Below are 25,243 nucleotides of genomic sequence, written 5' to 3'. Positions count from 1 at the left end.
ATCAGTTAAGCTTAAGATCTTTGATCAATTCTTCTACCAATGCTTTTTGCTTGGTGTCATCAGCAAGATTTTTTCTCAATACTTTTTCGGCAATGCTCAAGGAAAGTGCAGCAACCTGTACTTTCACTTCTTCCATAGCGGCTTGCTTTTCGGTATCGATGGCCTTTTTGGCAGCCTCAATCATTTTAGCACCCTCTACCTGAGCAGCTTCCCTTGCATTTTCCACAATTTGCTTGGCAGTTTCAGTGGCTTTCAAAAGCATCTCATCTCTTTCAAGCTTGGCTTCATGAATAATTTTCTCGTTTTCAGCTTTGAGGTTAGCCATTTCATTTCTGGCAATTTCGGCTGACTTCAGGGCATCCTCAATGCTTTTTTCGCGCTCATCCAAAGCAGATAAAATCGGCTTCCAAGCAAACTTTGCCAGGATAAAGAGAAGAATGGAAAATCCGATGATTTGCCAAACGATCAAGCCTGAACCGGGAATTATAAGATCCATAGAGATGTGTTATTTAACTTAGTATCAATATTTGTCCAATTGTAATAAAAGGGATTGGCCTAGCGCCAATCCCAGTTCTTTGTCTTAGAAAGTGTAATCGCCCAATGCAATAAGTAGACATACTACTACCGCAAATAGGGAAACCACCTCAATAAGAGCAGCGATGATCAACATAGCAGTTTGGATTTTTCCAGCTGCTTCTGGCTGACGAGCGATGCCCTCCATTGCTTGACCACCGATTCTACCGATACCCAGACCTGCGCCTATCGCTACAATTCCGGCACCGATACCAGCACCCATTAGTGCGAAACCGGCAGTTAATAAGATTGAAGTTAACATACTTGTTAGGTTTTATAAATTGAACAAAGAAATTACTAATTAATGGTGCTCATGCTCCGCTACCGCCTGACCAATATACATGGCAGAGAAAAGCGTAAATACATAAGCCTGGATGGTAGCTACCAATAACTCAATAACATTGATAAACACTACCATGATCGTACTTGCCAATCCTACAGCATAAGATTCAAATACGAATATCAATCCGATGAAACTCAAAATCACAATGTGACCCGCCGTAATCGCCACGAAGAGACGAATCATAAGAGCTGCAGGCTTCGTAATAAAAGCTCCTAAAATTTCTACAGGGACAAGTATTGGCAACAATGCCTTAGGCACACCTGGTGTTGCAAATATATGCTTCCAATAGTCTTTATTGCCATTCAGATTGGTAACGAACAGTGTGAAAATCGCTAAAACAGCAGTCACAGCAATATTCCCTGTAAGGTTGGCAGCACCTGGAAACAAACCAAGCAAATTACCAAACCAGATGAAAAAGAAGATCGTCAGCAAATACGGCGTAAAATTCTTGTATTTATGGTGACCGATATTTGGGAGGGCGATTTCATCCCTTACAAAAACTACAATTGGCTCAATAAAAGAAGCCGCGCCTTTAGGAGCTGTACCTGGGCTTTTCTTATAGTGACTTGCCGCAGACAAAATTATCCACAATACAACTGCCAAAACAATAAAAAGCATGGCTACATTTTTGGTGATGGACAAGTCCACAAATGACCTACCGTCTACGGATTGCAAATGGTCATGTTCATCAATGAAATATCCATTGTGCGCATAATCCTCTCCAAAAAGATGGGTTTCGGGATTCTGAAACTGCGAAGATTTGTAAATTTCCAAACCTCTGTCAGAAGAATAAATGATCACAGGCAAAGGAAGTGTCACATGGGTATGCCCAAAAGTCGCAAAGTGCCATTCATGGGAGTCCTTTACGTGGTGCATGATAAACCCTGTTTTATCATCTTCATCTCCTGATGCTACAGCCACATTTGAAAATCCAATCCAAAAGACTGATAATAAAACACTTAGGTAAAGAAATTTACGGACCATTAAATGATTTTTTAGAACCTATTTCGAATTCGGGCGCAAATTAGCTATTACCCCGTATATATCAAACAATAAGTAAAAGAAATAAATGATAAAGAAATTGACTACAAACCAAATAATATTTTCGACTTTCAAGGCAAGCATGATCGCTACAAAACCTATACTTGCCAATAAACGGATACCTATAGCACCCAATAAAATATTAACGGAATTTTCTTTGCTAATGCTCAATAAATAATGAGAAAAAATTCCTGTAAGCCAGGTCAAAACTACAAAAAACGAAAGAATGATCCAGACTTTTTCATGGATCCAAACGGGATCTAGAAAGTACTCCAATACATAAATCAAACCTGCCAAAAGCAGTGATAATAGGAATAGCCTGAATGTTAGGATTTTGATTGCCTGCATGCTGATTAATTATAAGCCTGCAAAGCTATCACTTTTTCTTTGGCTCCTCGTTTTTTTCGTCCTTTTTCATCATAGAGTACAGGTGATAAAATGAAGCCAGAACAGAAAGAAATGAAAATAGAAGAAGCCAAAGAGGGAATTTCATCTGGCTCTGCTGCTGTACATACCAGCCCAAATAGGTCCCTAGTCCGATGACAGCACACATCTGAAAGGAAAGTCCTACATATTTAAGAAAAGTATGCAAGATCAGCTCGCTGCAAATTGTTTCTTATCCAAGCCCGACCCTTCCTTGTCGTCTGATTTGGAAACTGTAAGGGAGTTGGAAGTCATCTGACATTTCCCGTTGAATACAGCGCCGTTTTCCACAACCAGCTTTTGCGTGGTGATATTGCCATTGATAACCGCAGTTCTTTTGAGGAAAAGCAATTCCTTGCAAATGACCTCTCCTTCCACTTTTCCTGAGATTTCGGCTTCTACGGAATTGATATTCCCCTTGATAGTGGAAGCGCTACCTATCTCGACCTTGGCGGTGGAATTTACCATTCCTTCTACCGTACCTTCTATTCTGATATTGCCCTTGGCTTTAATATCACCTGTGATGTGTGTTTCACTAGAAATCACATTGCTGGAATTTACCATGTCTACCACTGATTTTTTTTCTTCTGGTTTACTGAACATAACTAATCAAAGGAAATAAATTCTTGAGGATTGAGCGGTGAGCCCTGAAACCAAAGCTCAAAGTGAAGATGTGGACCCGTGCTGAGTTCTCCGGTATTTCCGATAATGGAAATGATCTCTCCGCTACGTACTACATCTCCAACCTTTTTCAATATTACCGAATTATGTTTATAAATGGAAATCAACTCGTTTGAATGCTGAACTGCCACTACATGACCGGTTTCGAGTGTCCATGAATTGAAAATCACTGTTCCATCCAAAATAGATTTTACTGCCTCATTTTCCTTTGACACAATATCCACACCAAAATGATCCTGCTGAGGATCAAATCCTGAAATCACCACACCTTTTATCGGTGTGAAAAAATAGGTACTTGTCATAAAAGTGGCAGTATTGCGGCCAGGAAGGTTCCCCTCCAATGGTAACCCTATCATTTCATCAATAATGGACTGGGTCCCGGTACTTGGCTGAAACCTTTCCGATTCTGGTCTCTGACGGCCTGGCTCCCCTGCGAGAGTATCAATTCGGCTTTCTACATTCTCCTCATCCAAATCATCACCCGATATTACTCTCCTGATATTCTGCACATAGGCATCACGCCGGGCAAGTTCCAAAGCCATTGAATCTACCCTGTCCGACAACTGTACAAACAATTCCGAACTCTCACTGGCAGAATAAGAGGGGTCAAACCAAGCACTAAGTACTGTTTTGGAGAGAATTAGAGAAAATCCAAAACTCAGGATTAAAAACAAAACTAGAATCGACAAGGCCTTGGAGGCTGTAATACTGAAAGAAGTAAGCACGGAAAAATCTTCCTCTTTTCTTACGACAAAAAGAAATTTTGATCTGAAGATTTTTTGGAGTTTGTACTTCATTACATGTATTTAAGGACAACGAAAATATAATAATAACTGAAAGCGTTTATTATTTTGTAAGCAAATCCCTTATTTTGGATCTTTATCTTCCAAATGAATAAATCACAACACTTATATCTTTTAGTAATTGTCCTCTTGACATTGGCCTGTTCATCTACTAAAAACACCTTTACCAACAGGATGTACCACAATACTACCTCAAGGTACAACGCTTATTTTTATGCCTACAACAATATTCTGAAGCTGGAAGAAGAAATCGAAAAAAACCACAAAGAAGATTACTCTCAGGTCTTGCCGGTTTTCTTCCCCATAGACAGTGCCACCATTGAGCAAAACGAGGAGTTACTGACCGAGGTGAGGGATTTTTCTTCCAAAGCCATCGAATGGCACAGGATATCCAAATGGGTGGATGATAATTACCTTCTTCTGGGAATGGCAGATTACTATGAAGCCAAATTTGACGATGCTTCCAATACTTTTAGATACCTAAATGTAAACAGTAAAAAAAGAAATATCCGTCATAGGGCTTTGATTCAGCTGTTGAAGCAATTCATCGACCTGAGAAATTATGATGATGCAACCTATGTGATAGACTTCTTGTCCAAAGAATCCCGAATTAATAAGGAAAACAGGTTTTTGCTTTATAAAACTTTGGCTTATTACTATGAAACCAGAGAGGATGTCAATGGCAAAATAGGTGCATTGGATAAAGCCCTTGATTATACCAAAGATCGGGATGAGCGGTCCAGGTTGAATTTTATTTTGGCCCAGCTTTATCAAAGAGAAGAACTGGACGCCCTCGCATATAGCTACTATCTGGAAGCCAACAAAGGCAACCCTCCTTACGAAAGAAGCTTTTTCTCCCAGCTCTTTGCACAGCAAGTGGCAGAAATCAACAAAAGTAAAGATGTCAAAAGAGTAAGAAGCTTCTATGATGACTTATACAAGGACAGTAAAAACAGAGATTTGAGGGATGTGATCCTTTTTGAAAAAGCCCTATTCGAACTCAAGCAGGATGAACTGGAGGAAGCAGAAACATTACTGATCAGAGCTGCCAAGGAAGAAGGTCAGAATGAGATTCAAAAAGGCTATATCTACCAAAAACTTTCAGAAATAAGCTTTGACATCAAAAAGGACTTCAGGGCTACTAAATTTTATTTGGACTCTGCTATTGCCAACTTCAGGCCTTCTCATAAATCTTATGTGGAAATCATGGCCAAAAAACCCATTTTTGATGATTATGTCACTCATTATGACATCATCAACAACAATGACAGTTTGATCAGACTTGCTCAATTGAGTCCTGAGGAACAGGAATTGGTAGCGGAACAGTTTATCGCTCAAGAGGAGGCCAGGTTGATCCGCGAAGCTGAGGCAAAGGAAAACCAAAAAGCCAGCAGCAGTATTTTTGACAACCTTCTTGCCTTTGGTGGTAGGGGATCAGGACAGTCATTTTACTTTGACAATGCTGTAGCCATGCAGCAGGGCAATATAGATTTTTATAGGAACTGGGGAGGACGGCCTTTGGAGGACAACTGGAGAAGAAATGTGCAGAGTTTCCAATCTGGTGCAGGGGTAGACGAAATGGAGGAGGAGCCGATCGCTGAAGAAGGAACTGAAGAAGAAGTCAATATATTTGCAGACCTTCCTGATAAAGAATCTCTTCTTGCCAAGATTCCCAAAACAGAAGAACAGATAAATGGCCTAAAGCTACAACTGGAAGAAGCTTATTTTGAACTGGGCAAATTGATGTTTTTCGATTTCAAAGAACCATTGATAGCCAAAGATTATCTGGAAAACCTGATTACTTCCTACCCAAATTCAAACAAAAAAGCAGAAGCCTATTATATACTCTATTTGACCACAAAAGAACTTGGTGGTAATGAAGCCTTATATACCCAAAGACTCAATAGGGAATTTCCAGACTCTCCATATACTTATTCTGTGAATAATCCCGGGGCCATGACAGGAAATCAGGCTTTTTTGGAATCCTCCAGAAATTACAAAGAAGCTTATGATCTGTACTATAACCGTCAGTACCAAGAAGCCCGTAATAGGGTACGCAATACACTTGAAAATTACCCTCTTACCAAAAATACAGAGAAGCTGATGCTCCTAGACATCATGGTTTCCGGCAAAATAGACGACACAGAAAGGTATAAATCCCGGCTGGAAAATTACATACAGACCACAGAAGATGCGGCGTTGGTAAAAATGGCAAGAAATATGCTGAAAGCATTGACCGGAGAGCAAAGTCTGGCAGAGGCCCAAACGGAAAAGGATACAGAGGATTCCGAAAGTGAGTCCTCCGAAGATAAAGAATCAGAAGAGGACAGTGATGAGGGAGAAGAAGATTCACCTTACCGAGAAAATCCTAACCAAACCCATATATTTGTCATCGCTTTGGATCCTGACAAGGCAAAAAATGCCAAAAATCTGCTAGGTGACCTGGAATCATTCCACTCAGCAAACTTTAGCGGATCAAGGCTCAGGACAGGAAACATGAATTTGAGCAGGGAAGAATCCATTTTCATCATTAGTCCGTTCAACAATGCCGAAAGGGCATTGGCCTATAGGGACAAGTTCATGGAAGATTTCAAGTCAAGTTCCCTTGATCAGGATGACAAAGAGAAAGCATTCCTGATTTCGATTGAAAACTTCCAGGAATTGAACAAACGAAAAAATCTTAACGAATACCGCCAATTTTATAAAAAGGCTTATTAAAACGCTTTATCAGTAATTCAGTAATGACCAAGAAAATTATCAGAATCATTTGGATCGGCTTCGCTGCCGGTTTCATTGGGTTCATTCTATTCATCTGGGGAGTCAGTGTCAATTTCCTTGGACTATTTGGGGAACTCCCCGATTTCAAAGCCTTAGAAAACCCTCAGTCAGAACTTGCTTCGGAGTTGTATTCCGCTGATGGGGTACTCTTGGGCAATTACTTTAGAGAAAACAGGAGCCCTGTAACCTACAATGAGCTTTCTCCTAATCTGGTAAAAGCCTTAGTCGCAACAGAAGATGTTCGATTTGAAGAGCACTCCGGTATCGACCTTCAGAGTATGGGAAGGGTATTGTTCAAATCCCTGATCTTAAGACAATCTGCCGGTGGAGGAAGTACCCTGAGCCAGCAGACTGCCAAAAACCTTTTCAAAACCAGAAACCTGGAATCACAGGGAGTGCTTAGCAGAGTTCCCGGCCTGAGAATGTTGGTGATCAAAACCAAAGAATGGATAGTAGCTGCCAAATTGGAGAGGTCCTACACCAAAAATGAAATCCTCACCATGTACCTCAATACTTCTGAATTTGGAAGCAATGCATACGGTATAAAAACTGCTTCCAAAACATTCTTCAACAAGTCTCCCAACGAACTGAATGTGCAGGAATCTGCCACATTGGTAGGCCTATTTAAAGCACCTACCTACTACAGCCCGGTGTTTAATCCGGAAAACTCACTCAGAAGGAGAAATACGGTGCTTTATCAGATGGAGAAGTACGATTTCATCAGCAAATCTGAAAGAGATTCCCTTGTGCAGCTTCCGATCGAACTGGACTACAAGGTAGAAAACCAAAATCAGGGTTTGGCAACCTATTTCCGAGAAGCTCTCAAAGCCGATCTGATCAAATGGACCAAAGAAAACCTCAAACCTGACGGTACCAGTTATGACCTATTCGGTGATGGACTACGGATTTTCACAACCATTGACAGCCGTATGCAACGCTATGCTGAAGAAGCTGTAGCTGAACATATGAAAGAGCTTCAGAAAAAATTTGAGGCCGAAATGGGCAGTAGAGATCCCTGGATAGACAATACCGGAAGGGTGATTCCTAATTTCCTCCAAACTGCTGTCAAAAGAACCGAAGCATATAGGAACTTGGTCCGGAGATATGGTGCAGACTCCGATTCTATCAACATTAAGCTGGAAGAAAAGAAAAGAATGAAAGTATTCTCGTGGGAAAAGGGTGAAATAGACACCCTAATGAGCACGATGGACTCTCTAAGGCATTATAAGAAACATTTGCAGACAGGATTTATGTCTATGGACCCTCATACTGGCCACATCAAGGCTTGGGTGGGAGGTGTCAACCATAAGCATTTTAAGTATGACCATGTAAAACAGGGAAGAAGACAGCCTGGATCTACATTCAAGCCATTTGTGTATGCTGCTGCCATAGAAAACGGATACAGCCCATGCTACACCGTAATAGATCAGCCTATTGAAGTAAATATACCTGGTCAGCCTTCTTGGACTCCTAAGAATGCTGACGGCAAATTTTCTTACGAAAAAATGACTATCAGAAGGGCTATGGCACAATCCATCAACTCTGTGACTGCTTATATGATGAAAAAGCTAAGTCCAAGGGTGGTGGTGGAAACAGCCCACAGAATAGGCATCACAAGTGATCTGGAAGAGGTTCCGGCCCTGGCTCTAGGTACCAGCGATGTTTCTATATATGAACTGGTCGGTGCCATGGGGACTTTTGTCAATAAAGGTGAACATATTGTTCCTTTCTACATTGATAGAATTGAAGACAAGAATGGCAATGTGCTTCAGCAATTTACACCAAAGAAAAAACCTGCGATGAGTGAAGAGCATGCCTATCTTATGCTTTACATGATGAGGGGGGGCTTTGAAGAATCAAGAGGAACCAGCCAGGGGGTACCTTGGGCCCTAAGAGACGAAGGCAATGAGCTGGGCGGTAAAACGGGAACCACACAAAATGCCTCTGATGGATGGTATATGGGAATGAGTAAAGACCTTGTTTCAGGAGTATGGGTCGGTGGAGATGACCGTGCCATCCACTTCAGAAGCTGGATCAGTGGTCAGGGTGGACAGACGGCAAGGCCTATATGGGTAAAGTATATGGCAAAAGTATATGCTGATCAGAGCCTTGGTATTACCAAAGGTCCTTTCCCTAGACCCGAAAGGCCATTAAGCATTGAGATAGATTGTGACAGATACGAAATGGAAAGCAACCGTTTTAGTGACTTTGACTTTGATCCCAGAAGGGATGATTTCTAAAATTAACCATTAGCTTATTGGACAGCCCCTACTTTAGGGGCTCTTTTTTTATATTTTTGTCTTATGCAGGCTTCGTTTTACACCCTCGATGAATATCACAACCTACCCGATCTTCCGGGAGTATACAAATATTATAACAGCAGTTCAGAATTGATATACGTAGGCAAAGCAAAAAGCCTAAAAAAACGTGTTGCTTCTTATTTTGTGAAGGCAACGGGGCTCAATCACAAGACCAGAAGAATGGTCAAAGAAATCAACAACATTGAGATTGCCATAGTCAATTCGGAATTTGATGCGCTGCTACTGGAAAATAACCTGATCAAACAAAATCAGCCCAAGTACAACATCCTCTTGAGGGATGACAAAACCTACCCTTACCTTTTGCTCACTGACGAGCATTTCCCTCAAATATATCCTACCAGAAAAATGCTGCCCGGAAAAGGTACTTACTATGGACCTTTTGCCTCCGTAAAGGCTATGAACAATGTTTTGGAATTGATCAGATCGGTGTTCACAGTAAGGACTTGTAGGTTGGATCTTAGCCCTGAAAAAGTAGCAGAAGGTAAGTATAAAGTGTGTCTGGAGTACCATATCGGCAATTGCCTCGGACCTTGTGAAGGTCTTCAAAAGGAGGAGGAGTATCTCAAAGATATCGAACAGGCCAAACATATCCTCAAAGGCAATCTCGCTATGGCCAAAAACTTTTTTAAGGAAAAGATGCAGGAATCAGCAGAAAACCTGGCCTTTGAGCGGGCCCATTACTTCAAACTAAAACTTGATCTTCTAGAGAAGTACCAATCAAAGTCGCTGATTGCAAATCCCAATATCAAGGATTTGGATGTTTTTGGAATTGTGAGCGATGAAAAATGTGCCTATGTCAATTACCTTAAAATCATTAACGGCTCCGTGATCATCACCAAGACAGTAGAGCTCAAAAAGAAATTAGATGAAACAGAAGCTGAATTGTTATTGACAGCCATCATTCGGTTGAGGGATCAATTTCACAGTGATGCGGATGAAGTAATTGCTAATATCCAACTGGAAGAGGAATTTGAGGGACTCAACGTCACAGTCCCTAAAATCGGAGACAAAAAGAAACTCATAGACCTCTCTCTCAAAAATGCCAAGTACTACAAGCAGGAAAAACTCCTGGCATCAGGTGAAGTAAAAGACAAGAAATTCAGGGTGCTCAAACAACTTCAATCTGACCTTTCCCTTAAGGATATGCCGGACCATATCGAATGCTTTGACAACTCCAACATACAAGGAACCAATCCGGTAGCCAGCATGGTCTGTTTTCTAAATGGCAAGCCTGCAGTTAAGGAATACAGACATTATCATATCAAAACGGTAGAAGGACCAAATGACTTTGCCAGTATGACTGAAGTGGTAGGAAGAAGGTATGCAAGACTCCTGGAGGAGGAAAAACCTCTTCCAAAACTGATAGTAATTGATGGTGGAAAAGGACAGTTGTCCTCTGCTGTAGAAGCTTTGAAAACATTGAATATTTATGGTCAGATCCCCATTATAGGAATCGCAAAGCGACTGGAAGAAATTTACTTTCCGGAAGATCAATTTCCTTTGCATATAGACAAAAAATCCGAGTCACTGAGACTACTACAAAGAATAAGGGATGAGGCACACAGGTTCGCCATTACCTTTCACCGAAATGTCAGAAGCAAAAAAGCCTTTGGCACAGAATTGACAAAAATAGAAGGAATAGGTAAACAAACAGCTGAAAAACTTTTGAAGCACTTTAAATCAATCAAAAAAATTAAGGAAGCCAGCAAGGAGGAACTTTTGGAATTGTTGGGAGAGTCAAGAACGCAAAAATTGCTGGAATGGCTGGAAAAAGAAAAAAGCGGGTAATACCCGCTTTTTTTATTTTTTACCACTCCCAGAGTCCGTTTTCATATTCGAGCAATTTGTACTCAAATTCCAAAGCATCCAGGAAGGCTTGCAGTTCCGCATTCGGATTATCAGGATTTACCTTATCCGCTATCAATGCTTCATCAGAGTTGGTATATCTCCTGACTATAGCCCTAAACAACCTAAGGTCAAAGGCCTGATCATAAGTCAGATTTTTTGAGGTATTCTGGAAATTCAACCACTTTGCATCAGGATGATCCTTGAAATGGTTATAGAAGTCCTTATACCTTATAAAGCCTATTGTCTTTTGACCAGCATTGGCATTAGTTGGGGAAGGCATCACCAATTCGATGTATTTGATATCAAACTTAGCTTGAGAATGATGTTTATCGAAAATAAAATCTTCTTTGAAATCCAGATAATAAAGCTGCTTTACAAAGATGCTGTCTCCTATAGCTGAAATCCAGAAGTTTTCCTGAAACTCAGCAATTGACAACGGGTTCTTGAATTCATCATCAGCAAAAACTTCAAAAGCATTATCCTCAACAATGGCTTTGTAAATGTTGTTGATGATACCATTGTTTTTGGTATCTCCTGAACCATACAAAGGAATATTGTATTTCTCACGAAGGTCGATTCTTCTCCAGACGGCAATTTGATACATTTTATCATCTTCCCGCATAGGTCTGGCAGAATACACCGTATCCATTTGAAACTTTCTGTCTCCATTGTTGGAGGGACTTACACTTGTGGCACCTTGAGCAAAGGCCTCCAAACCGAAGAAAACTCCGATTAGCGTAAACATCCCGATAAGTTTAGCTTTTAGTTTCATAGCTAAGTCTATTTAGTGATCCCGTCATAACAACGAGAAAGGTTTTATTTAATTGCAATCCTGATAACTTCAGGTTGGTTATTTCTAATCTTATTGCCCCTGAAGTTGGTCCTAGTCACTTCCGTAACCCTGATCACCAAGTTATCTCCACTTCTTGCAGCAGCCAATAAATTCCTTATGGCCACATTTTCTCCTGATATCGCTACCCTCTCTCTAGGGACTTCATTTCTAAGTAAGATGACTTCACCACCTGTTACTTCAAAGTTGGAATCTCTGGCCATGGTTCTGGCGAAAGTAGGCTCTGGTACTGCTCTCACAGCTAATGAAGCTGGACCTGGTGCAGGATATGCAACGCTGACATCGATTTGACCTCTACCATCGAAAGCTCTTATAGTAGGCGCTGGAACCGGCTTGATATCATAATCCACGTTACCGATTTTATTTCCACCACTACTTACACCAATGGTAACCTTACCAGAAGCACCTGGTATTACAGTAACCTGTCCTGGTCTTTGTCCTTTGATGATATTTCCATTCGTGATAGAGAAATCAGGAGCATAGTTGTTACCTAGCGCAGGTACATCAATCATAAGGTCATTGGCGCAATCCGCATAAAGCTGATTCACTACTTCTGAAGTCACTCTGATAACCGGCTGTGCTACGAAGTATTCATAGTCCACGTTCAATACAGAATCCTTTCCTGCGATATTTACGGTAATTTCACCTTTCAATACCTGTCTTGCCAATCCTCTGTCATCATATTGACTTGCCGGAGGTACTGTAAAGCTGATTTCACCGAATCCATCTACTACAGGAACTTCACGGCCATTTACTGCCATTTTGGGTTGTGCAGATGATGATGAAGATGCGATGAACAGGTTACCTTCAAACTTGGTACCGGCAGCCACTACATTGGAATTTGCAGCAACACTCGCTTTAAATACATCTGATTTGAAGTAGAAAGTACCAATGGATCCTGTAATGGCTGAAAGTGCCTCACCTTCAATATTAAGTACCTCGTTTTGGTATTGGGATATCAAAGCCATTACTGCACCAACAGGCGATTTCACAAAATTAAGATTCACAAAGTTCTTGTTTCTGGCTTCCGAATCATTTTTGAAAATCTCTATGTCCTTGGCATCTTTGGCAATATCACCAAACTGCAGCTCTATCCCTATAGAGGCGAGGATACTTGAAATTTCATCTGGATAAGCATTCAACCTGTCCTGCATTTCAAATCCCTTTCTCTGATTGTTAAAGATTTGACCGGGAACATCAACATTTTTCAATGCGGAGGTTTTATACATTCCTTGATCATCCTTAGCATTTGATTCAGTGATCAACTCCTGCTTAAGACCTTCGAGGTAGCTGTAAACTTCCGCACTCGCTTTTCTTACTTCTTGGGCTGCCGCCACTTTAGGCACATCCCTTTCATTGTTTCCTTGTTGTTCTACTGTGTTAGCGATAGAGGAAACGGTAAATTCATTTTTTTCTATAAAGTTTCTTGACGTTCTTTCCAGTCCATCATTCAACAATACAAACTTCTGAAGGATTTGGTTACTTACCTGTAAGGCCAGCAGCGCTGTCAATACCAGGTACATCATACCAATCATCCGCTGTCTAGGTGTCTCTTTAGCTCCTGCCATTTTACAATTCTAAAAGATTAAACATTTTATTGATTTGGCTTAACCTTTCATGGCTGTTAGCATACCGCCATAGATTTTATTCAAAGAACTTACGTTTTGGTTCAATTTGGCCAATTCATTCTTGAATGCTTCTGTCTCTTTTCCGGCCTCAGCTAGACCTTCCATAGCAGAAGTGACATTAGAATAGAATTTGTTCAATGTTTTCAAATGGCTTTGGGCATCCTGAAGCTCCATTTCATACACATTATTTAGGGCTGAAAGATTTTTAGTTACTTCCAACACTTGGCCATGATATGCTTTCGCATCTTCTGATGCAGACGACAGTTCAGTAAGAGCAGCTGCAGTTTTTCCATAAGATTGGTTGATGTCTACCAAAGTTTTAGAAGCAGACTTTACATTATCTGCATATTCATTGGTAGCTAGGGCTGCATCAGAGATTTTACCCATCTTTTCAGCAGAGGAAGCAAGGTTTTGAATTCCTTTTCCCAAACTGTCAAACAGTTCAGGGCCAATTTTAGCATTGGTCAGCATTTCGTCAAATTTTTGGGAAATTCCATCATTGACATTTGCTTTAGCCGGCTTCTTTAAAGTAGGTTCCTCACCAGCCAATTCTGGATATACTTTCGTCCAGTCGATTTCTTCTTGTTTTGGTTCAAATGCAGAAAGGAAAAAAATCAGAGCTTCTGTGGTAAGGCCGACTCCAATCATCAAGCTGGCTCCCTGCCAGTCAAGAATTTTAAACATCGCACCCAAGATTACGATAGAAGCACCGATACCATAAATTTTAGGCATGATATCGCCATAAAATTTGTATTTGAATGAATTGTTCTTTGCCATTTTAATTAGACGTGAGCGATTAAGTGATAATTATTGAATTGTGTGTTTAGTTTATCTTCTTCTTCTTCTGTTGTTGTTGACATCCATAGATCCTGATCTACCTATAAACGTCATTGCTGTCCTAAAGCCAATGTGTGCAGCTTTTACATCTTGGTATTCGTATGTCCTGGTACTGGTCTCCAGATAATGGGCGATATCTTTCCAAGAACCTCCACGTATGATTTTTCTCTTTTCGTTTGGATCATCATATACAGGATCCAGATCCCAAGTGATAGCACTCGCTACAGGATTGTAAGCATCCAAAACCCATTCGGCAACATTACCTGACATGTTGTAAAGTCCAAATCCATTCGGAGCAAACACATCGACCGGTGCAGTGTAGGCAAATCCGTCATCTATATAGTTACCTCTACCTGGCTTGAAATTGGCCATAAGACAACCTCTTTTGTTTTTGATGTATGGGCCTCCCCAAGGATATTTTGCTACATCTTTACCACCTTTGGCAGCATACTCCCATTCCGCTTCTGAAGGAAGTCTAAATGCTGGCATGTCAAAGTCGGACCTATCATTGGCCCTCATGTGGTAGGTTCTCCATTCGCAATACATTTGGGCTTGATCCCAACTGATTCCGACTACAGGATAGTTATCAAATGCGGGATGATCAAAGTAAAATTCCATTAACGGATCACCATAGTGATAAGAAAAACTCGTAGACCAAACTGTAGTATCAGGCAAAACTTCATCAAGGTTAAATGAAGGTGGCTCTTTCAAAGTGGTAGGGGTACCATAATCGTATTCTCCTAACCTTACTGCTTCCAAAAACTGTCTGTATTTATTATTGGACACCTCGTATTTGTCCATATAAAATTCAGATATAGTAATCTGCTTGTTGAAAGACGACTGAGTATGTGCAATATCTTCATCTGCCTGGCCCATCCAAAAAGTACCCGCTTTGATAGCAACCATATCAACAGGAAGATTCTGTTGCCAGTTGGCCCTTTTGGGAACGCCTGTTACCTCCCCTCTTCTGTTGTCTTTTTCACTTGCACTTCCCCTCTTTCCAAACAGGCCGCATCCCTGCAAGATACCAGCCAATAAAACGGCCGTAATAAGGGGGAAAATCCGAGAATTCATTTTATTATACATAAAATACACTTATTAAGTTATGTAGATAACTGCACATAATTGTTTGTCTACGAAAGCGAAATTTAAAGGAAAATATAAGAATTACACAAGCTAATTGTCATTTTTCCTATAATATTTTTAAAACCTAAATCTTGGCGTCCTTTGGATCACTCTCTCAAATTCCCTACTGACCGGTACCAAATTGTAAGTCAACATAAACTCGTGACTCGTAGGTGATTTGGCTTCCAGTCCTCCGACCACCAGGTCGAACGCGTAACCTATTCTAAGTGAATTGTCTCTCAAGATGCTGTAGCCTAACAATAATGATACCGATTCTTCACCGCGAAAGGCCAAACCTCCACTTATTTTTTGATTATGTGTCGCTATAACGCTCAGGTCATATGAAAAATTATTAAATGAAACTGTTTTTAATAAAAAACTTGGCTCAAATTCCCACATCGCAAAAGTCTTGATCCTGTAACCAAAAGTCAAATAACTGTGGTTTTTGAGTTGATTGTCAAACCCAGGCTCATCCACACCGAAATCAAAACTGGGCTGGTTAAGGTGTCTACTACTTAAACCCACATAATAATTGCCCCGATCGTAAATGGCTCCAAAACCTACATTAAAATTGATCTGGGTTTCCCTACCATCAGCAGGTAGGTTAGGATCTGGGATTATAGTGACAAGCTCATCATATTTTAAAGTACTGGAAAAAACCCCTCCGGAAGCCCCTATACTTAAAATCCCTCTCCTAAGATTTCTGTGATAGGCGAGGGATAAATTTATTTCCTGATTGTTGGTGGCTCCGATATTGTCATTGATAAAGGAAATACCATAGCCAAGGTTATAATCCTCTAATCTGCCACTTGCTGTAATCAATTGGGTCACCGGAGCCGAACCGCCTGTACCCTGGTAGTTCATCCATTGGGTCCTGTGCAAAGCAGCAAACCTGTATCCGGATTCTTTTCCGGCAAAAGCAGGATTGTAAAACAACCCATTATACATGTATTGGGTAAACTGGGGATCTTGCTGAGCAGATACCCTTGAAACCGAAAATATCCCGCAAAAAACTAATGTTACGAAGACAACCTTAGAAAATCTCAGCTCTATCATGCAAATGAAGTTCTTAATGACAACCCTATTCTACACATTAAAACTGAAAAAGACCATAAAAGATTATCAATCTCCTAAATTATTTGCCTTTTTTATGTAAAGTTCCAATGCGCCGGTCATACTGGGAGCGTTTGGCATAGGGGCTTCAATGTCCAAAATCAATTCCTGATCTCTAACTTCCTGAGCGGTAGTTGGTCCAAAAGCTGCTATTCTGGTTTCATTTTGCTTGAAATCAGGGAAGTTCTGCTTCAGGGATTTGATACCGGATGGACTAAAAAAAGCCAAAACATCATACTTGATATCCCTAAGGTCTGAAAGATCCGCAGCAACAGTATGATAAATGATAGCCTCGGTAAATTCAATATTGGATTTGGTCAGATAATTGGGTATTTCATCTTTTCTGATGTCTGAACACGGAAAAAGGTATTTCTCTCCTTTGTGCTTCTTGAAATAATCAAATAAATCAGATGCTGTTTTTTGACCCACAAAAAGCTTCCTTTTTCTGATTACAATATATTTTTGCAAATAGTGGGCTGTCTGATCCGAAATACAGAAATACTTCATGTCAGCAGGCATTTCTATTTTCAATTCTTTGCATATAGTAAAGAAGTGGTCTATAGCATTTCTGCTTGTAAAAATAACTGCAGTATGCTTAAGGATATCAATCTTCTGCTTTCTGAAATCCTTAACCGATACTGCCTGCACTTCTATAAATTGCCTGAAGTCAATTTTTAGATTGTATTTTTCAGCTAACTGGAAATAGGGTGAATTTGGATCGCTAGGCTTTGGCTGGGAAACCAAAATGCTTTTTACCGGATTAAGTCTGTCTTTGGTAACTTTACTCATGTTCTTAATCTTCTCCTTAAAATTTTTTAATCACTGATCAACCCATTATCAATTTGGCTATAACGAGAAATGGAATCAGTTCTGCGGTGCAAATGTAAGCAAATAAATGGTAATTTTTAAAGGGAACCCTATTTACAAGAATTATAAATAAATATGCTATACCTACCAAATACACCCAAAAAAACACCCATGACATACTCCTAACTACCTCTAAAATAAGCGATTGGTCATTAATAAAAAAATAGGTCACAATCAAAGTCACCATGAACAAAGACAAGGAAAGCAGCCTCAATAAATAGAAGAAATGACTGAACTCATATTTGCCTAAATCAAAAACTGCTACCATACTTTTTAGAAAAATAAATTTCAATATAAAAAGTAAAACAATGGCAGCCGCACCGAGTATCCAGTAAAAAAATAGACTATTAAGCCCTCCAGCAGTAACTTTTGTATAGATAGGAACTTCCATCACATAGGCCGCCAATGAAATATTCAACATCAACAAAAGGCTCAACATCAAAAGATAAAATATCACATCGATGGAAAAAAACTTCTGGAATATCCCCGCCTCCGAAAAATCCTCCCCGGTCACCAGCGTCTTTGGTGAAATAAAAAACTTCAACACTACAGGAAATATCAATTTGAATATAGCCACCAAAAACAAAATGATCACCAAACCACTTAGGTAAAAATCTCCAAAAGAACTGGATTTCCTTTTTCCAAGGTCCAATACATCTGTGTCATTTGGTATATCCTCAGTAGCCAACTGATCGAAATACCCCTTTTTTACTGAAAGATCCGAAAGGCGGTTGACCGCCGAGAGTGCTATAAATTCTACATCTGTATTGCTTTTAATTCCAAAAAAATCCTTCAAATCCTGTACGCGCTCTATTACCACTGTATCCCCTTCAGCATAAAACCACAACTTGTCATTCATGAAGACAGAAGTTCCGCCCGGCACAGCAAAGCGCATACTACTCTGAGGAAAATTACCTAGATCCAAGGTTACTTGGGAAGTATAGTTAAGTTTCAGCAAACCTTTCTCCTGATTTTCAAAAAGTCTGGAATCATAGTTTTCAATGACTTGGGAAAAAGCCTGAGTGTAAAAATTGAAAAATACCAGTATTGCTAATAAGGAGTACTTTTTTATCATAATTTAAAATCTACCGGTGTAGCCGAAATGTATTTTGGAAAGGTTGAGCGCAAAATCCTGAGCATTGGATCCGCCTAATGCGTAAATAAAATTGAAAATACCATTACCGGTCTCCAGACTAAATCCCAATCCTAACGCATAAGGAAAATCCACAGGCAAATCCTGTACCCTGTTTTCAAGCCTTCCCACATCCGCAAAAATCATAAAATATGAATAGGTATCAAAGTAATACCTAGGCTCGAAATTAAAATATACATAATTATTGGCAAAAAAGAAGTTTTCATTGAAGCCACGTATACTTCGGAGCCCCCCGAGTCTGTAAAGGTCATTGACAAAAAGGTTAGGGTTTTCCATCAACCCACCGGTAAGCCTGCTGTACAGACCCCAATTGATATTTTTATAAATGTACTTTTCCAATGAGCCCTGAACATAATATTGCAAACTCCTGAGATCCAAATCCTCATACAGTTCAGCTGGCAAAGCAGTATTCAAAAGGATGTTTTTGTTGCCAATGGCAAACTCCAACTTCCCAAAAGTGCCTCTCCTCGGAAAAAAAATATCGTCCAACCAGGACTTTTCGAATCCAAGTCCATAATTGTTGAACCGAAAATCACCCACCTCCGGAAACCTAATGTTTTCAGTCACCCCCAATAAGTCCCCCGCTTGACGTCTGGTGAAAAACCGAAGATAACCTCCTCTTTCCAGCCTGTATCCAAAATCCAATCTGAAATCCCGATTGAGAAAAGTACTGTCCTCTTTTAGCAAAGAAAAAGAGGCCTGAACATCCAGATTGGATCCCAACACCAAAGGTTCTAAAGCAGACACCTGTAAACTCTGGGAAAACTGGTTGAACCTTTGCCAGTGCAGCTCATAGTTTCGCCCCCGGCCTGCCACATTGTACAATAGCAGATCAAATTGCCCAGTGATCAATAGTCCGCTACCCTCGAGTTCATTGGGAAGAAAACCGATGATCCCATCGATAGAGTTGATTTTACGGTCATCGAGTGGCAGGTATAGCGTAGCCTCTTCGTTTTGAAAGCTCAGCTCCGGCTCTCCTGCCCAGCGCAGATAAGGCAACGCATTGATCTGCCTTATGCTATTGTCGATTTTCTTTTGGGAAAAAGGAGTAGCAGGCATGATCTGAAGGTATTTGGAAAGAAATTTTTCATTGATCTTGGAATTGCCTGTTACTTTAAGAGTGTCAAAACTGATGAATGGTCCAGACTCATAAAAAAGTTCTGCTGCTATTTTCTGATCCTCTTCAGTGACATTTTCAAGTTTTACAGAAGCAAAAGGAAAACCTTCATTTTCGGAAACATCCAAGACCCTTTCAAAAACCCGGCTTAACTCCGAATAATTAAATTGCCTTTTGGCAAACAAGCGGGCGTCCACCCCAGCCTTGACCAAGAGCGCATCTTCTAAATTCCCTTGGTTCAGTTGGTACCACTCATATTTCTTGCCGGTTTGTATAAATAATATGGTAGAGTCCTTGCCTACAGCTTCTTTGGCAAGCTGGGGAATAAGGAAACCCATTTGATGCAATTCTCCCAAAAGCTCCGCTTGGAACTGCTCCAACTCATGCTCGCTGCCCAATGTCAGTGTGTCTTGCCTGGACAGATCACCACTAACCTGATATTTAACCCACAGCCTATCCTGAGCCAGCAGGTTGAATTGAATGAGCAGCAATATGGTGGTAAATAAAATTTTCAAAGCAAGCTCTCTGGTTTCTTTTATCTTTGTGGGCTAAAAGTATAAAAATTGTCCGGCATCTATATCCATATCCCTTTTTGTAAACAGGCTTGTCACTATTGCGATTTTCATTTTAGCACCAATCTGCGGCTTAGGGAGGAAATGGTGGACACAATATGTCTGGAACTGGAATCCAGAAAAAACTTCCTATCATCAGATCCTGAGATAGAAACCGTCTATTTCGGAGGCGGTACTCCTTCTATTTTATCATCTGTGGATCTGGATAAAATTCTGGGCAGTATTCACAAAAATTTCGATACCAAAATCCAAGAACTTACCTTAGAAGCTAATCCTGACGATCTTAATCCCCAAAAGCTTCTTGATTGGAAAGCCATGGGCTTTAATAGGCTGAGTATCGGAATTCAAAGCTTTGACCAGAAAGTCCTGGAGTTTTATAACCGTGCCCACAATGCCCAAGAATCGCTAAAAGCAATAGATTTGGCCAAATCTGCCGGATTTGACAAACTTTCCATTGACCTTATTTATGGATTCCCGCATCCGGACCACAGCATTTGGAATAGGGATTTGGAAACAGCACTTAGGCTCGATCCTGGGCATATCAGCAGCTATGCCCTTACTGTAGAACCAAAGACTGCCCTGGGGAACTGGAAGGAAAAAGGCAAATTTCTAGAAGCAGATGAAGATTTTGTAGCAGAGCAGTTTGAAACCCTCATGGAGCGATGTACTGACACAGGCTATATACAATATGAAATTTCCAACTTTGGAAAAGAAAACCATTTTTCCCTCCACAATTCCAACTACTGGAAAAACAAGCCTTACCTAGGCGTAGGGCCTGGAGCACATTCCTATGATGGTAAATTAAGGGGCTCCAATATTGCCAATAACCCCGTCTATATCAAAAAACTGAAATCCGGTTTAAGCCCTTTTGAAATCGAAAATCTCGAAGGATTGGATATCTGTAATGAATACATACTCACTTCTTTGAGGACGATTTGGGGAATAGACTTAAGCTATGTCAAGTCTGCCTTTAAGGTGGACCTTCTGGAATTGCAAGGTTCGGTTTTGAAAGAACTGGATAACCAAGGATTGATTTCAGTAGACCGGGAAAAGATTGTTTTGAAGAAAAAGGGAAGATTTCTCGCAGATGGTATTGCCGCATCCTTATTTGTCGCTTGAATGTATTACTTTTGAAACATGCAGGAAAAGTACAGGGATTATAGCGCGAGGAAAAAAGAGGCTGCACCTTTAAAGGAGGCATTTGAGGAATTGCTTCAGGCTTACAAACTCAAGGATACATTTGAAGAAAAACACCTTATTCAGTCCTGGCCGGAACTGATGGGAAAAACAGTGGCCTCCAGGACCGACTCTTTGTACATCAAAAACAAGAAACTATTTGTAAAGATATCTTCAGGACCTATCAAAAAAGAACTTTCCATGAACAGATCCAAAGTACTCCAGATCATCCATGAAAAGTTCGGAAAAAACGTCATTGAAGAAGTCGTCTTTCTCTGATCAATCCTGTGCTGCAAATACCCTTCTCATGAGGGCAGAAGTTCTTTCCAGTGGATTTTCCCGTATACTTTTTTCTTCTTCTGCAATCAGTAAAAACAGCCCGTCTATTGCTTTTTCGGTAACATAGGCATTGAGATCCGGGTCTATTCGTCTATTTGTAAGAGGTATGGCATTATAGGTATTGGCAATGTCACCGTAAAATCTAGTAGCGCCTACTTGATTGAGAGATTCCTCTATTCTGGGCTGGAACAATTCTATCAGTTGGCTTTCAGTGGTTCTTCTCAAAAAAGAAGTGGCAGCATCCTGATTGCCTTGTAGCAGGTTGAATGCATCCTGAATGGTCAGTTGTCTAATGGCGTTGATAAAAATCGGCTTTGCTTCTTTGGCTGCATTTTCCGCACCTCTGTTGATGGCCAGCAAAGCCCTGTCCACTTCCGAACCCAGCCCCATTTGCCTCAAGGTGTTTTCCACTCTTCTGGCGTCCTCCGGGAGAAGAATCCGGATCATATCATTTCGGAAAAAGCCATCAGTCTCAGATGCTTTATCGGCACCCTTGCTGATTCCTTGGATCAATGCCTCTTTCAATCCCTGCGAAACTTCCTGCTGGGTGAGTGGAGCAGAACCTCCCGCTGCTTGCAATAGCCTATTGATATCGGAAGAAGAACATCCTAAAAGAAGAAGACAAAACAATATTGAAATCGATAATCCAATGCGCATAAAGTTTTTTTTTTAGATATTAACAAATATTTAGAACCCGTGGTATAAACGCCATCAGGTAAATTAAGTTAGTTTTGGTATTATTGCGAATCATTCTTTTAAATGATCAAACTCCCGAATCCAAATATCGGAAAAGTAAGCTTATTGGTCGCTATCTTGACCTGGCTGGCATTGCTTTTTGTAGACATTACAAGGATTTTTGGCATTATCAACCAGATGGAATCCGGTGTTTCACCTGATGTTTCCTTTGTTCTGGAGATCATTTTTTTTATCACTGTATATTTATTCTATAATTATACCATTTCCAAAAGTGAGGACAATGATTTCCTCAATCTCATTTGGAGGGGAGCTTCCACAGGATTGGTCGCATCAGGGGTATCCATTTTGATAGGTTTCTTTTATTCCCTTTTGGGAGAATCCAAACTTGCCAGCGACCTTTTGCTCAAGAATTTCTTTTATCATGTCAACTTTGCCCTGATCACGCTCTTTTTGATTTCGTGCAGCCTGCTCTGGAAGCACCTTATATTGTACCAAAAATCCAAAAACGTGGTAAAGCAATGGCAGTTGTTCGAAATTCTGCTTTTGGTCAGTATGTTCTTTATTTTTTTCAATAAAAATTCCCTGGATTACAGTTTCCTTTTCGGCCTTGTTATCCTCACTGTATTTTCCATTTCATTATCCATTAACCTTAAATGGATACCTTATCTTACCTTTAAAGAAAAATGGAAATCGATTCTCTTTCTGGCTATTATCATTTTATCTACAGCTTATTTGTTTGGACAAATCCTCCGCTACAGTGAAAGTGATCTGATTTTAGTCAATCTAACAGACAATTTATTTCTGATCGGTCTGTTTTCTTTTGTTTTTTTCTACTCGCTTTTCAGCTTTCTAGTGACTTTGTTCAATCTACCAACTTCCTCTGTGTTTGAACAAAAACTCATCGAAGCCATTAATTTTCAACGCCTAAGTCAATCTATCAAGCCTGGACAAAATGAAAACCAGGTTTTGGATATCCTGATCGATTCCAGCATGAGTGCAGCGTATGCAGATGCCGGATGGCTAGAGATCAAAGACCCTGAAGGTCAGTCCTTTTTTCTCCATGAAAGGTTTGTAGAAAAAGACAGTACACACCAACTATACCGCCACATCAATGCCCTAAAACCTTTTTCTAATTTTGATTGGGAAAAAACAGGAAATGAAAACATAATTTATCAGGGCAGGATAGAACATAACCCTTACAAGTCCGCTCTTGTAGTACCTCTGGTAATCAACCAAAAAACCTTAGGTAGATTATACCTTGTCAAAGAAGTAAAAGACGGATTCAACAAAGAAATGGTCAACATTATTTCCACATTTGTAGGCCAAGCCTGTATTTCTGTGGAAAACTACCGTCTGCTTAATGAAGCCATCAAAAATGAAAGGTACAAAGAGGAACTCAAAATTGCGCAGAGGGTACAAAGAAGCTTGTTGCCCAAAACCCTCCATCATGACAAATCCTTTGAGATCGCGGCATTTTCTGTAGCAGCTGATGAAGTCGGGGGGGATTATTATGAAACCTATCCTCTCGGTCCCCGTAAGTTTGCTATAATCATAGGTGATGTATCAGGGAAAGGTACTTCAGCAGCTTTCAATATGTCCCAGATGAAAGGCATCTTCCATAGTTTGGTACAGTTGAATCCAAGTCCGGCAGAATTTATCAAAAAAGCCAATTCCGCTCTGGGCCTATGCCTGGAAAAAAACCACTTTATCACTACCTCGTTTTATATCATTGATACAGATCAAAAAACAATCACGTACAGTAGAGCCGGTCATTGCCCTACACTATATTACAAGAGTGCACAGAATGAATGTGATTATTTAAGTATAGACGGCATGGGGCTTGGAATACTCAGGTCCGGACTATTTGACAATTATGTTCATGAAAAAACTTTTGTTTTTCAACAAGGTGATGTCATGTTGCTCTACACTGACGGTATCATAGAAGCAAAAAATGAATCCGGTACAGAGTTCGGCTACGAAAGGCTTAAAACCGTACTCAAATCTTATTGTCATCTCTCTCCAAAACAAATCCAGGAAAAAATCATTTCGGATGTATATCAGTTCATTGGTAAAACAGCCATTATGGACGATGATTACTCTATGGTCGTGATCAAATTTAAATAAGAACCAAACCACATTTAAAGCGTATATTCAGACATGCTGGAAATCAAAAATATCAAAGAAAATAACCATGACATCTTGCTTTTGGAAGGAGAAGTAGATGCCAGTAACTCTGTAGAATTGGACAGCAGTATCCAGCAATTGTCCGAGGAGGGTGCCACTGTTATTTTGGTAGATGCTTCTGGTCTGGAATATATTTCTTCTGCCGGATTGGGGGTTTTTATGTCCTACCTTGAAGATTTCCAGGAAAGAAATGTCAAAATGATCATATTCGGTTTGAAAGAAAAAGTGCATCAGGTATTTGTTATCCTGGGATTGGATAAACTTATGAATATCAAGAAGTCAAAGGAAGAGGCGTTAGAAGAAGTAAAATGAAGAAAAGGCTTAGGCTATATTGCAATACAGACCAATTGGTAAACCTTCGGCAATTTTTAGATGAAAAGCTAAGGCATACCCCATTGTCAGAAATAGATAGTCTGCAAGTGATCCTTGCTGTGGAAGAGGTATGTGCCAACCTCATCATTCACAGTCATGAATGTAATCCTACCGAATTTATAGAACTGGATGTCAACAGGCAAAATGGTACCATCATTTTTGAAATCAAAGATTATGGACAGGGCTTCAATATACTGGAATACCAGGAGCCCAATATTGACCATGTCCTCAAAACCAAAAGAAAAGGTGGGCTGGGCATCATGCTGGTCAAAAAGATCATGGATAAAATAGAATTTGAATCCAATGGCACCAAAAACACCTGCAGACTGTTTAAGAATCTCGAATCCAAATAATTGTTAATTAAATGTTGATTATGGGCATTTGACCATTATTCTTCATTTAT

The 25,243-nt window shown here is 40.2% G+C and carries 24 protein-coding genes; 8 read left to right on the top strand and 16 right to left on the bottom strand.

All coding sequences use genetic code 11. From position 1 onward, the window contains the following. Window position 1: 1 nt before the first annotated feature. The 7 genes from EGN73_RS07955 to EGN73_RS07925 all read right to left on the bottom strand — a co-directional run bounded on the left by EGN73_RS07955 (window position 2) and on the right by EGN73_RS07925 (window position 3,858). Window positions 2-496, bottom strand: a complete 495-nt coding sequence (locus EGN73_RS07955; protein ID WP_219288095.1) for a F0F1 ATP synthase subunit B — start codon at window positions 494-496, stop codon at window positions 2-4. Window positions 497-580: 84 nt separating this feature from the next. After that, window positions 581-835 (bottom strand): ATP synthase F0 subunit C, encoded by a 255-nt coding sequence (atpE, locus tag EGN73_RS07950; RefSeq protein WP_009032918.1) that lies wholly within the window; start codon window positions 833-835, stop codon window positions 581-583. Window positions 836-874: 39 nt separating this feature from the next. Next, complete coding sequence (gene atpB, locus EGN73_RS07945) at window positions 875-1,900, bottom strand: F0F1 ATP synthase subunit A (RefSeq protein WP_219288093.1); 1,026 nt, start codon at window positions 1,898-1,900, stop codon at window positions 875-877. An 18-nt stretch (window positions 1,901-1,918) separates the two neighbouring features. After that, complete coding sequence (locus EGN73_RS07940) at window positions 1,919-2,305, bottom strand: hypothetical protein (RefSeq protein WP_219288091.1); 387 nt, start codon at window positions 2,303-2,305, stop codon at window positions 1,919-1,921. Window positions 2,306-2,333: 28 nt separating this feature from the next. Next, window positions 2,334-2,549 carry an AtpZ/AtpI family protein gene (locus EGN73_RS07935; RefSeq protein WP_281422239.1) on the bottom strand — a complete coding sequence of 72 codons (216 nt, stop codon included), beginning with the start codon at window positions 2,547-2,549 and terminating at the stop codon, window positions 2,334-2,336. Window positions 2,550-2,551: 2 nt separating this feature from the next. Continuing rightward, window positions 2,552-2,983 (bottom strand): bactofilin family protein, encoded by a 432-nt coding sequence (locus EGN73_RS07930; RefSeq protein WP_219288089.1) that lies wholly within the window; start codon window positions 2,981-2,983, stop codon window positions 2,552-2,554. A gap of 2 nt (window positions 2,984-2,985) precedes the next feature. After that, window positions 2,986-3,858, bottom strand: a complete 873-nt coding sequence (locus tag EGN73_RS07925) for a M23 family metallopeptidase (RefSeq protein WP_219288087.1) — start codon at window positions 3,856-3,858, stop codon at window positions 2,986-2,988. 93 nt (window positions 3,859-3,951) lie between these two features. Between EGN73_RS07925 and porW the strand changes: the two genes are divergently transcribed. The 3 genes from porW (at window position 3,952) to uvrC (ending at window position 10,751) form a co-directional block, all read left to right on the top strand. After that, window positions 3,952-6,582, top strand: a complete 2,631-nt coding sequence (porW, locus tag EGN73_RS07920; protein ID WP_219288085.1) for a type IX secretion system periplasmic lipoprotein PorW/SprE — start codon at window positions 3,952-3,954, stop codon at window positions 6,580-6,582. 23 nt (window positions 6,583-6,605) lie between these two features. Beyond that, window positions 6,606-8,882: a penicillin-binding protein 1A gene (locus tag EGN73_RS07915; RefSeq protein ID WP_219288083.1), complete on the top strand. Its 2,277-nt coding sequence runs from the start codon at window positions 6,606-6,608 to the stop codon at window positions 8,880-8,882. Between the two features lie 63 nt (window positions 8,883-8,945). Then, window positions 8,946-10,751: an excinuclease ABC subunit UvrC gene (gene uvrC / locus EGN73_RS07910; RefSeq protein WP_219288081.1), complete on the top strand. Its 1,806-nt coding sequence runs from the start codon at window positions 8,946-8,948 to the stop codon at window positions 10,749-10,751. A 19-nt stretch (window positions 10,752-10,770) separates the two neighbouring features. On the opposite strand, the gene porN is transcribed toward uvrC, so the two are convergent. From porN to EGN73_RS07870, 8 genes are all read right to left on the bottom strand, one after another. After that, on the bottom strand, window positions 10,771-11,583 hold the full coding sequence (gene porN / locus EGN73_RS07905) for a type IX secretion system ring subunit PorN/GldN (RefSeq protein ID WP_219288079.1): 813 nt from the start codon (window positions 11,581-11,583) through the stop codon (window positions 10,771-10,773). Window positions 11,584-11,627: 44 nt separating this feature from the next. Continuing rightward, window positions 11,628-13,229, bottom strand: coding sequence for a type IX secretion system motor protein PorM/GldM (porM, locus tag EGN73_RS07900; RefSeq protein WP_219288077.1), 1,602 nt, complete (start codon window positions 13,227-13,229; stop codon window positions 11,628-11,630). A gap of 39 nt (window positions 13,230-13,268) precedes the next feature. Continuing rightward, window positions 13,269-14,066: a type IX secretion system motor protein PorL/GldL gene (gene porL, locus EGN73_RS07895; protein ID WP_219288075.1), complete on the bottom strand. Its 798-nt coding sequence runs from the start codon at window positions 14,064-14,066 to the stop codon at window positions 13,269-13,271. Between the two features lie 51 nt (window positions 14,067-14,117). Next, window positions 14,118-15,212 (bottom strand): T9SS ring complex lipoprotein PorK/GldK, encoded by a 1,095-nt coding sequence (porK, locus tag EGN73_RS07890; RefSeq protein ID WP_219288073.1) that lies wholly within the window; start codon window positions 15,210-15,212, stop codon window positions 14,118-14,120. 117 nt (window positions 15,213-15,329) lie between these two features. Continuing rightward, window positions 15,330-16,307, bottom strand: coding sequence for a PorP/SprF family type IX secretion system membrane protein (locus EGN73_RS07885; RefSeq protein ID WP_219288071.1), 978 nt, complete (start codon window positions 16,305-16,307; stop codon window positions 15,330-15,332). A 66-nt stretch (window positions 16,308-16,373) separates the two neighbouring features. Continuing rightward, window positions 16,374-17,153 carry a uroporphyrinogen-III synthase gene (locus EGN73_RS07880; RefSeq protein WP_219288069.1) on the bottom strand — a complete coding sequence of 260 codons (780 nt, stop codon included), beginning with the start codon at window positions 17,151-17,153 and terminating at the stop codon, window positions 16,374-16,376. Window positions 17,154-17,190: 37 nt separating this feature from the next. Further along, window positions 17,191-18,306 carry a DUF4271 domain-containing protein gene (locus tag EGN73_RS07875; protein ID WP_219288067.1) on the bottom strand — a complete coding sequence of 372 codons (1,116 nt, stop codon included), beginning with the start codon at window positions 18,304-18,306 and terminating at the stop codon, window positions 17,191-17,193. Window positions 18,307-18,309: 3 nt separating this feature from the next. After that, window positions 18,310-20,016 carry a BamA/TamA family outer membrane protein gene (locus EGN73_RS07870; protein ID WP_246611505.1) on the bottom strand — a complete coding sequence of 569 codons (1,707 nt, stop codon included), beginning with the start codon at window positions 20,014-20,016 and terminating at the stop codon, window positions 18,310-18,312. 48 nt (window positions 20,017-20,064) lie between these two features. Here EGN73_RS07870 and hemW point away from each other — a divergent pair, with 48 nt between their 5' ends. Together hemW and EGN73_RS07860 are read left to right on the top strand one after the other, a co-directional pair. After that, window positions 20,065-21,192, top strand: a complete 1,128-nt coding sequence (hemW, locus tag EGN73_RS07865; RefSeq protein WP_219288065.1) for a radical SAM family heme chaperone HemW — start codon at window positions 20,065-20,067, stop codon at window positions 21,190-21,192. Between the two features lie 18 nt (window positions 21,193-21,210). Further along, entirely contained in the window at window positions 21,211-21,528 is a 318-nt protein-coding gene (locus EGN73_RS07860; RefSeq protein WP_219288063.1) for a DciA family protein, read from the top strand. Here the strand turns inward: EGN73_RS07860 and EGN73_RS07855 are convergent, their stop codons facing one another. Then, complete coding sequence (locus EGN73_RS07855; RefSeq protein WP_219288061.1) at window positions 21,529-22,245, bottom strand: DUF4197 domain-containing protein; 717 nt, start codon at window positions 22,243-22,245, stop codon at window positions 21,529-21,531. Between the two features lie 102 nt (window positions 22,246-22,347). Between EGN73_RS07855 and EGN73_RS07850 the strand changes: the two genes are divergently transcribed. Genes EGN73_RS07850 through EGN73_RS07840 form a run of 3 tightly spaced genes read left to right on the top strand, consistent with a single transcriptional unit; the run spans window position 22,348 to window position 25,193 of the window. Further along, a complete protein-coding gene (locus EGN73_RS07850) occupies window positions 22,348-24,408 on the top strand; it encodes a GAF domain-containing SpoIIE family protein phosphatase (RefSeq protein ID WP_219288059.1) in 2,061 nt (686 codons plus the stop codon). A 33-nt stretch (window positions 24,409-24,441) separates the two neighbouring features. Then, complete coding sequence (locus EGN73_RS07845; RefSeq protein ID WP_219288057.1) at window positions 24,442-24,780, top strand: STAS domain-containing protein; 339 nt, start codon at window positions 24,442-24,444, stop codon at window positions 24,778-24,780. Beyond that, window positions 24,777-25,193 carry an ATP-binding protein gene (locus tag EGN73_RS07840; RefSeq protein ID WP_219288055.1) on the top strand — a complete coding sequence of 139 codons (417 nt, stop codon included), beginning with the start codon at window positions 24,777-24,779 and terminating at the stop codon, window positions 25,191-25,193. The genes EGN73_RS07845 and EGN73_RS07840 overlap by 4 nt, the downstream gene beginning before the upstream one ends. Window positions 25,194-25,243: the final 50 nt, after the last annotated feature.

Origin of the sequence: Arthrospiribacter ruber, assembly GCF_019343195.1 — a bacterium.
GTDB lineage: Bacteria > Bacteroidota > Bacteroidia > Cytophagales > Cyclobacteriaceae > Arthrospiribacter > Arthrospiribacter ruber.
Note: the sequence above shows the minus strand (reverse complement) of the source record. Positions and strands in the feature narration are given on the sequence as shown.

Bases quoted from the DNA above. Each gene is read 5' to 3' on its own strand.
- EGN73_RS07955 (WP_219288095.1), bottom strand. From the start codon at position 496: ATGGATCTTATAATTCCCGGTTCAGGCTTGATCGTTTGGCAAATCATC.
- atpE (WP_009032918.1), bottom strand. From the start codon at position 835: ATGTTAACTTCAATCTTATTAACTGCCGGTTTCGCACTAATGGGTGCT.
- atpB (WP_219288093.1), bottom strand. From the start codon at position 1,900: ATGGTCCGTAAATTTCTTTACCTAAGTGTTTTATTATCAGTCTTTTGG.
- EGN73_RS07940 (WP_219288091.1), bottom strand. From the start codon at position 2,305: ATGCAGGCAATCAAAATCCTAACATTCAGGCTATTCCTATTATCACTG.
- EGN73_RS07930 (WP_219288089.1), bottom strand. From the start codon at position 2,983: ATGTTCAGTAAACCAGAAGAAAAAAAATCAGTGGTAGACATGGTAAAT.
- EGN73_RS07925 (WP_219288087.1), bottom strand. From the start codon at position 3,858: ATGAAGTACAAACTCCAAAAAATCTTCAGATCAAAATTTCTTTTTGTC.
- porW (WP_219288085.1), top strand. From the start codon at position 3,952: ATGAATAAATCACAACACTTATATCTTTTAGTAATTGTCCTCTTGACA.
- EGN73_RS07915 (WP_219288083.1), top strand. From the start codon at position 6,606: ATGACCAAGAAAATTATCAGAATCATTTGGATCGGCTTCGCTGCCGGT.
- uvrC (WP_219288081.1), top strand. From the start codon at position 8,946: ATGCAGGCTTCGTTTTACACCCTCGATGAATATCACAACCTACCCGAT.
- porN (WP_219288079.1), bottom strand. From the start codon at position 11,583: ATGAAACTAAAAGCTAAACTTATCGGGATGTTTACGCTAATCGGAGTT.
- porM (WP_219288077.1), bottom strand. From the start codon at position 13,229: ATGGCAGGAGCTAAAGAGACACCTAGACAGCGGATGATTGGTATGATG.
- porL (WP_219288075.1), bottom strand. From the start codon at position 14,066: ATGGCAAAGAACAATTCATTCAAATACAAATTTTATGGCGATATCATG.
- porK (WP_219288073.1), bottom strand. From the start codon at position 15,212: ATGTATAATAAAATGAATTCTCGGATTTTCCCCCTTATTACGGCCGTT.
- EGN73_RS07885 (WP_219288071.1), bottom strand. From the start codon at position 16,307: ATGATAGAGCTGAGATTTTCTAAGGTTGTCTTCGTAACATTAGTTTTT.
- EGN73_RS07880 (WP_219288069.1), bottom strand. From the start codon at position 17,153: ATGAGTAAAGTTACCAAAGACAGACTTAATCCGGTAAAAAGCATTTTG.
- EGN73_RS07875 (WP_219288067.1), bottom strand. From the start codon at position 18,306: ATGATAAAAAAGTACTCCTTATTAGCAATACTGGTATTTTTCAATTTT.
- EGN73_RS07860 (WP_219288063.1), top strand. From the start codon at position 21,211: ATGCAGGAAAAGTACAGGGATTATAGCGCGAGGAAAAAAGAGGCTGCA.
- EGN73_RS07855 (WP_219288061.1), bottom strand. From the start codon at position 22,245: ATGCGCATTGGATTATCGATTTCAATATTGTTTTGTCTTCTTCTTTTA.
- EGN73_RS07850 (WP_219288059.1), top strand. From the start codon at position 22,348: ATGATCAAACTCCCGAATCCAAATATCGGAAAAGTAAGCTTATTGGTC.
- EGN73_RS07845 (WP_219288057.1), top strand. From the start codon at position 24,442: ATGCTGGAAATCAAAAATATCAAAGAAAATAACCATGACATCTTGCTT.
- EGN73_RS07840 (WP_219288055.1), top strand. From the start codon at position 24,777: ATGAAGAAAAGGCTTAGGCTATATTGCAATACAGACCAATTGGTAAAC.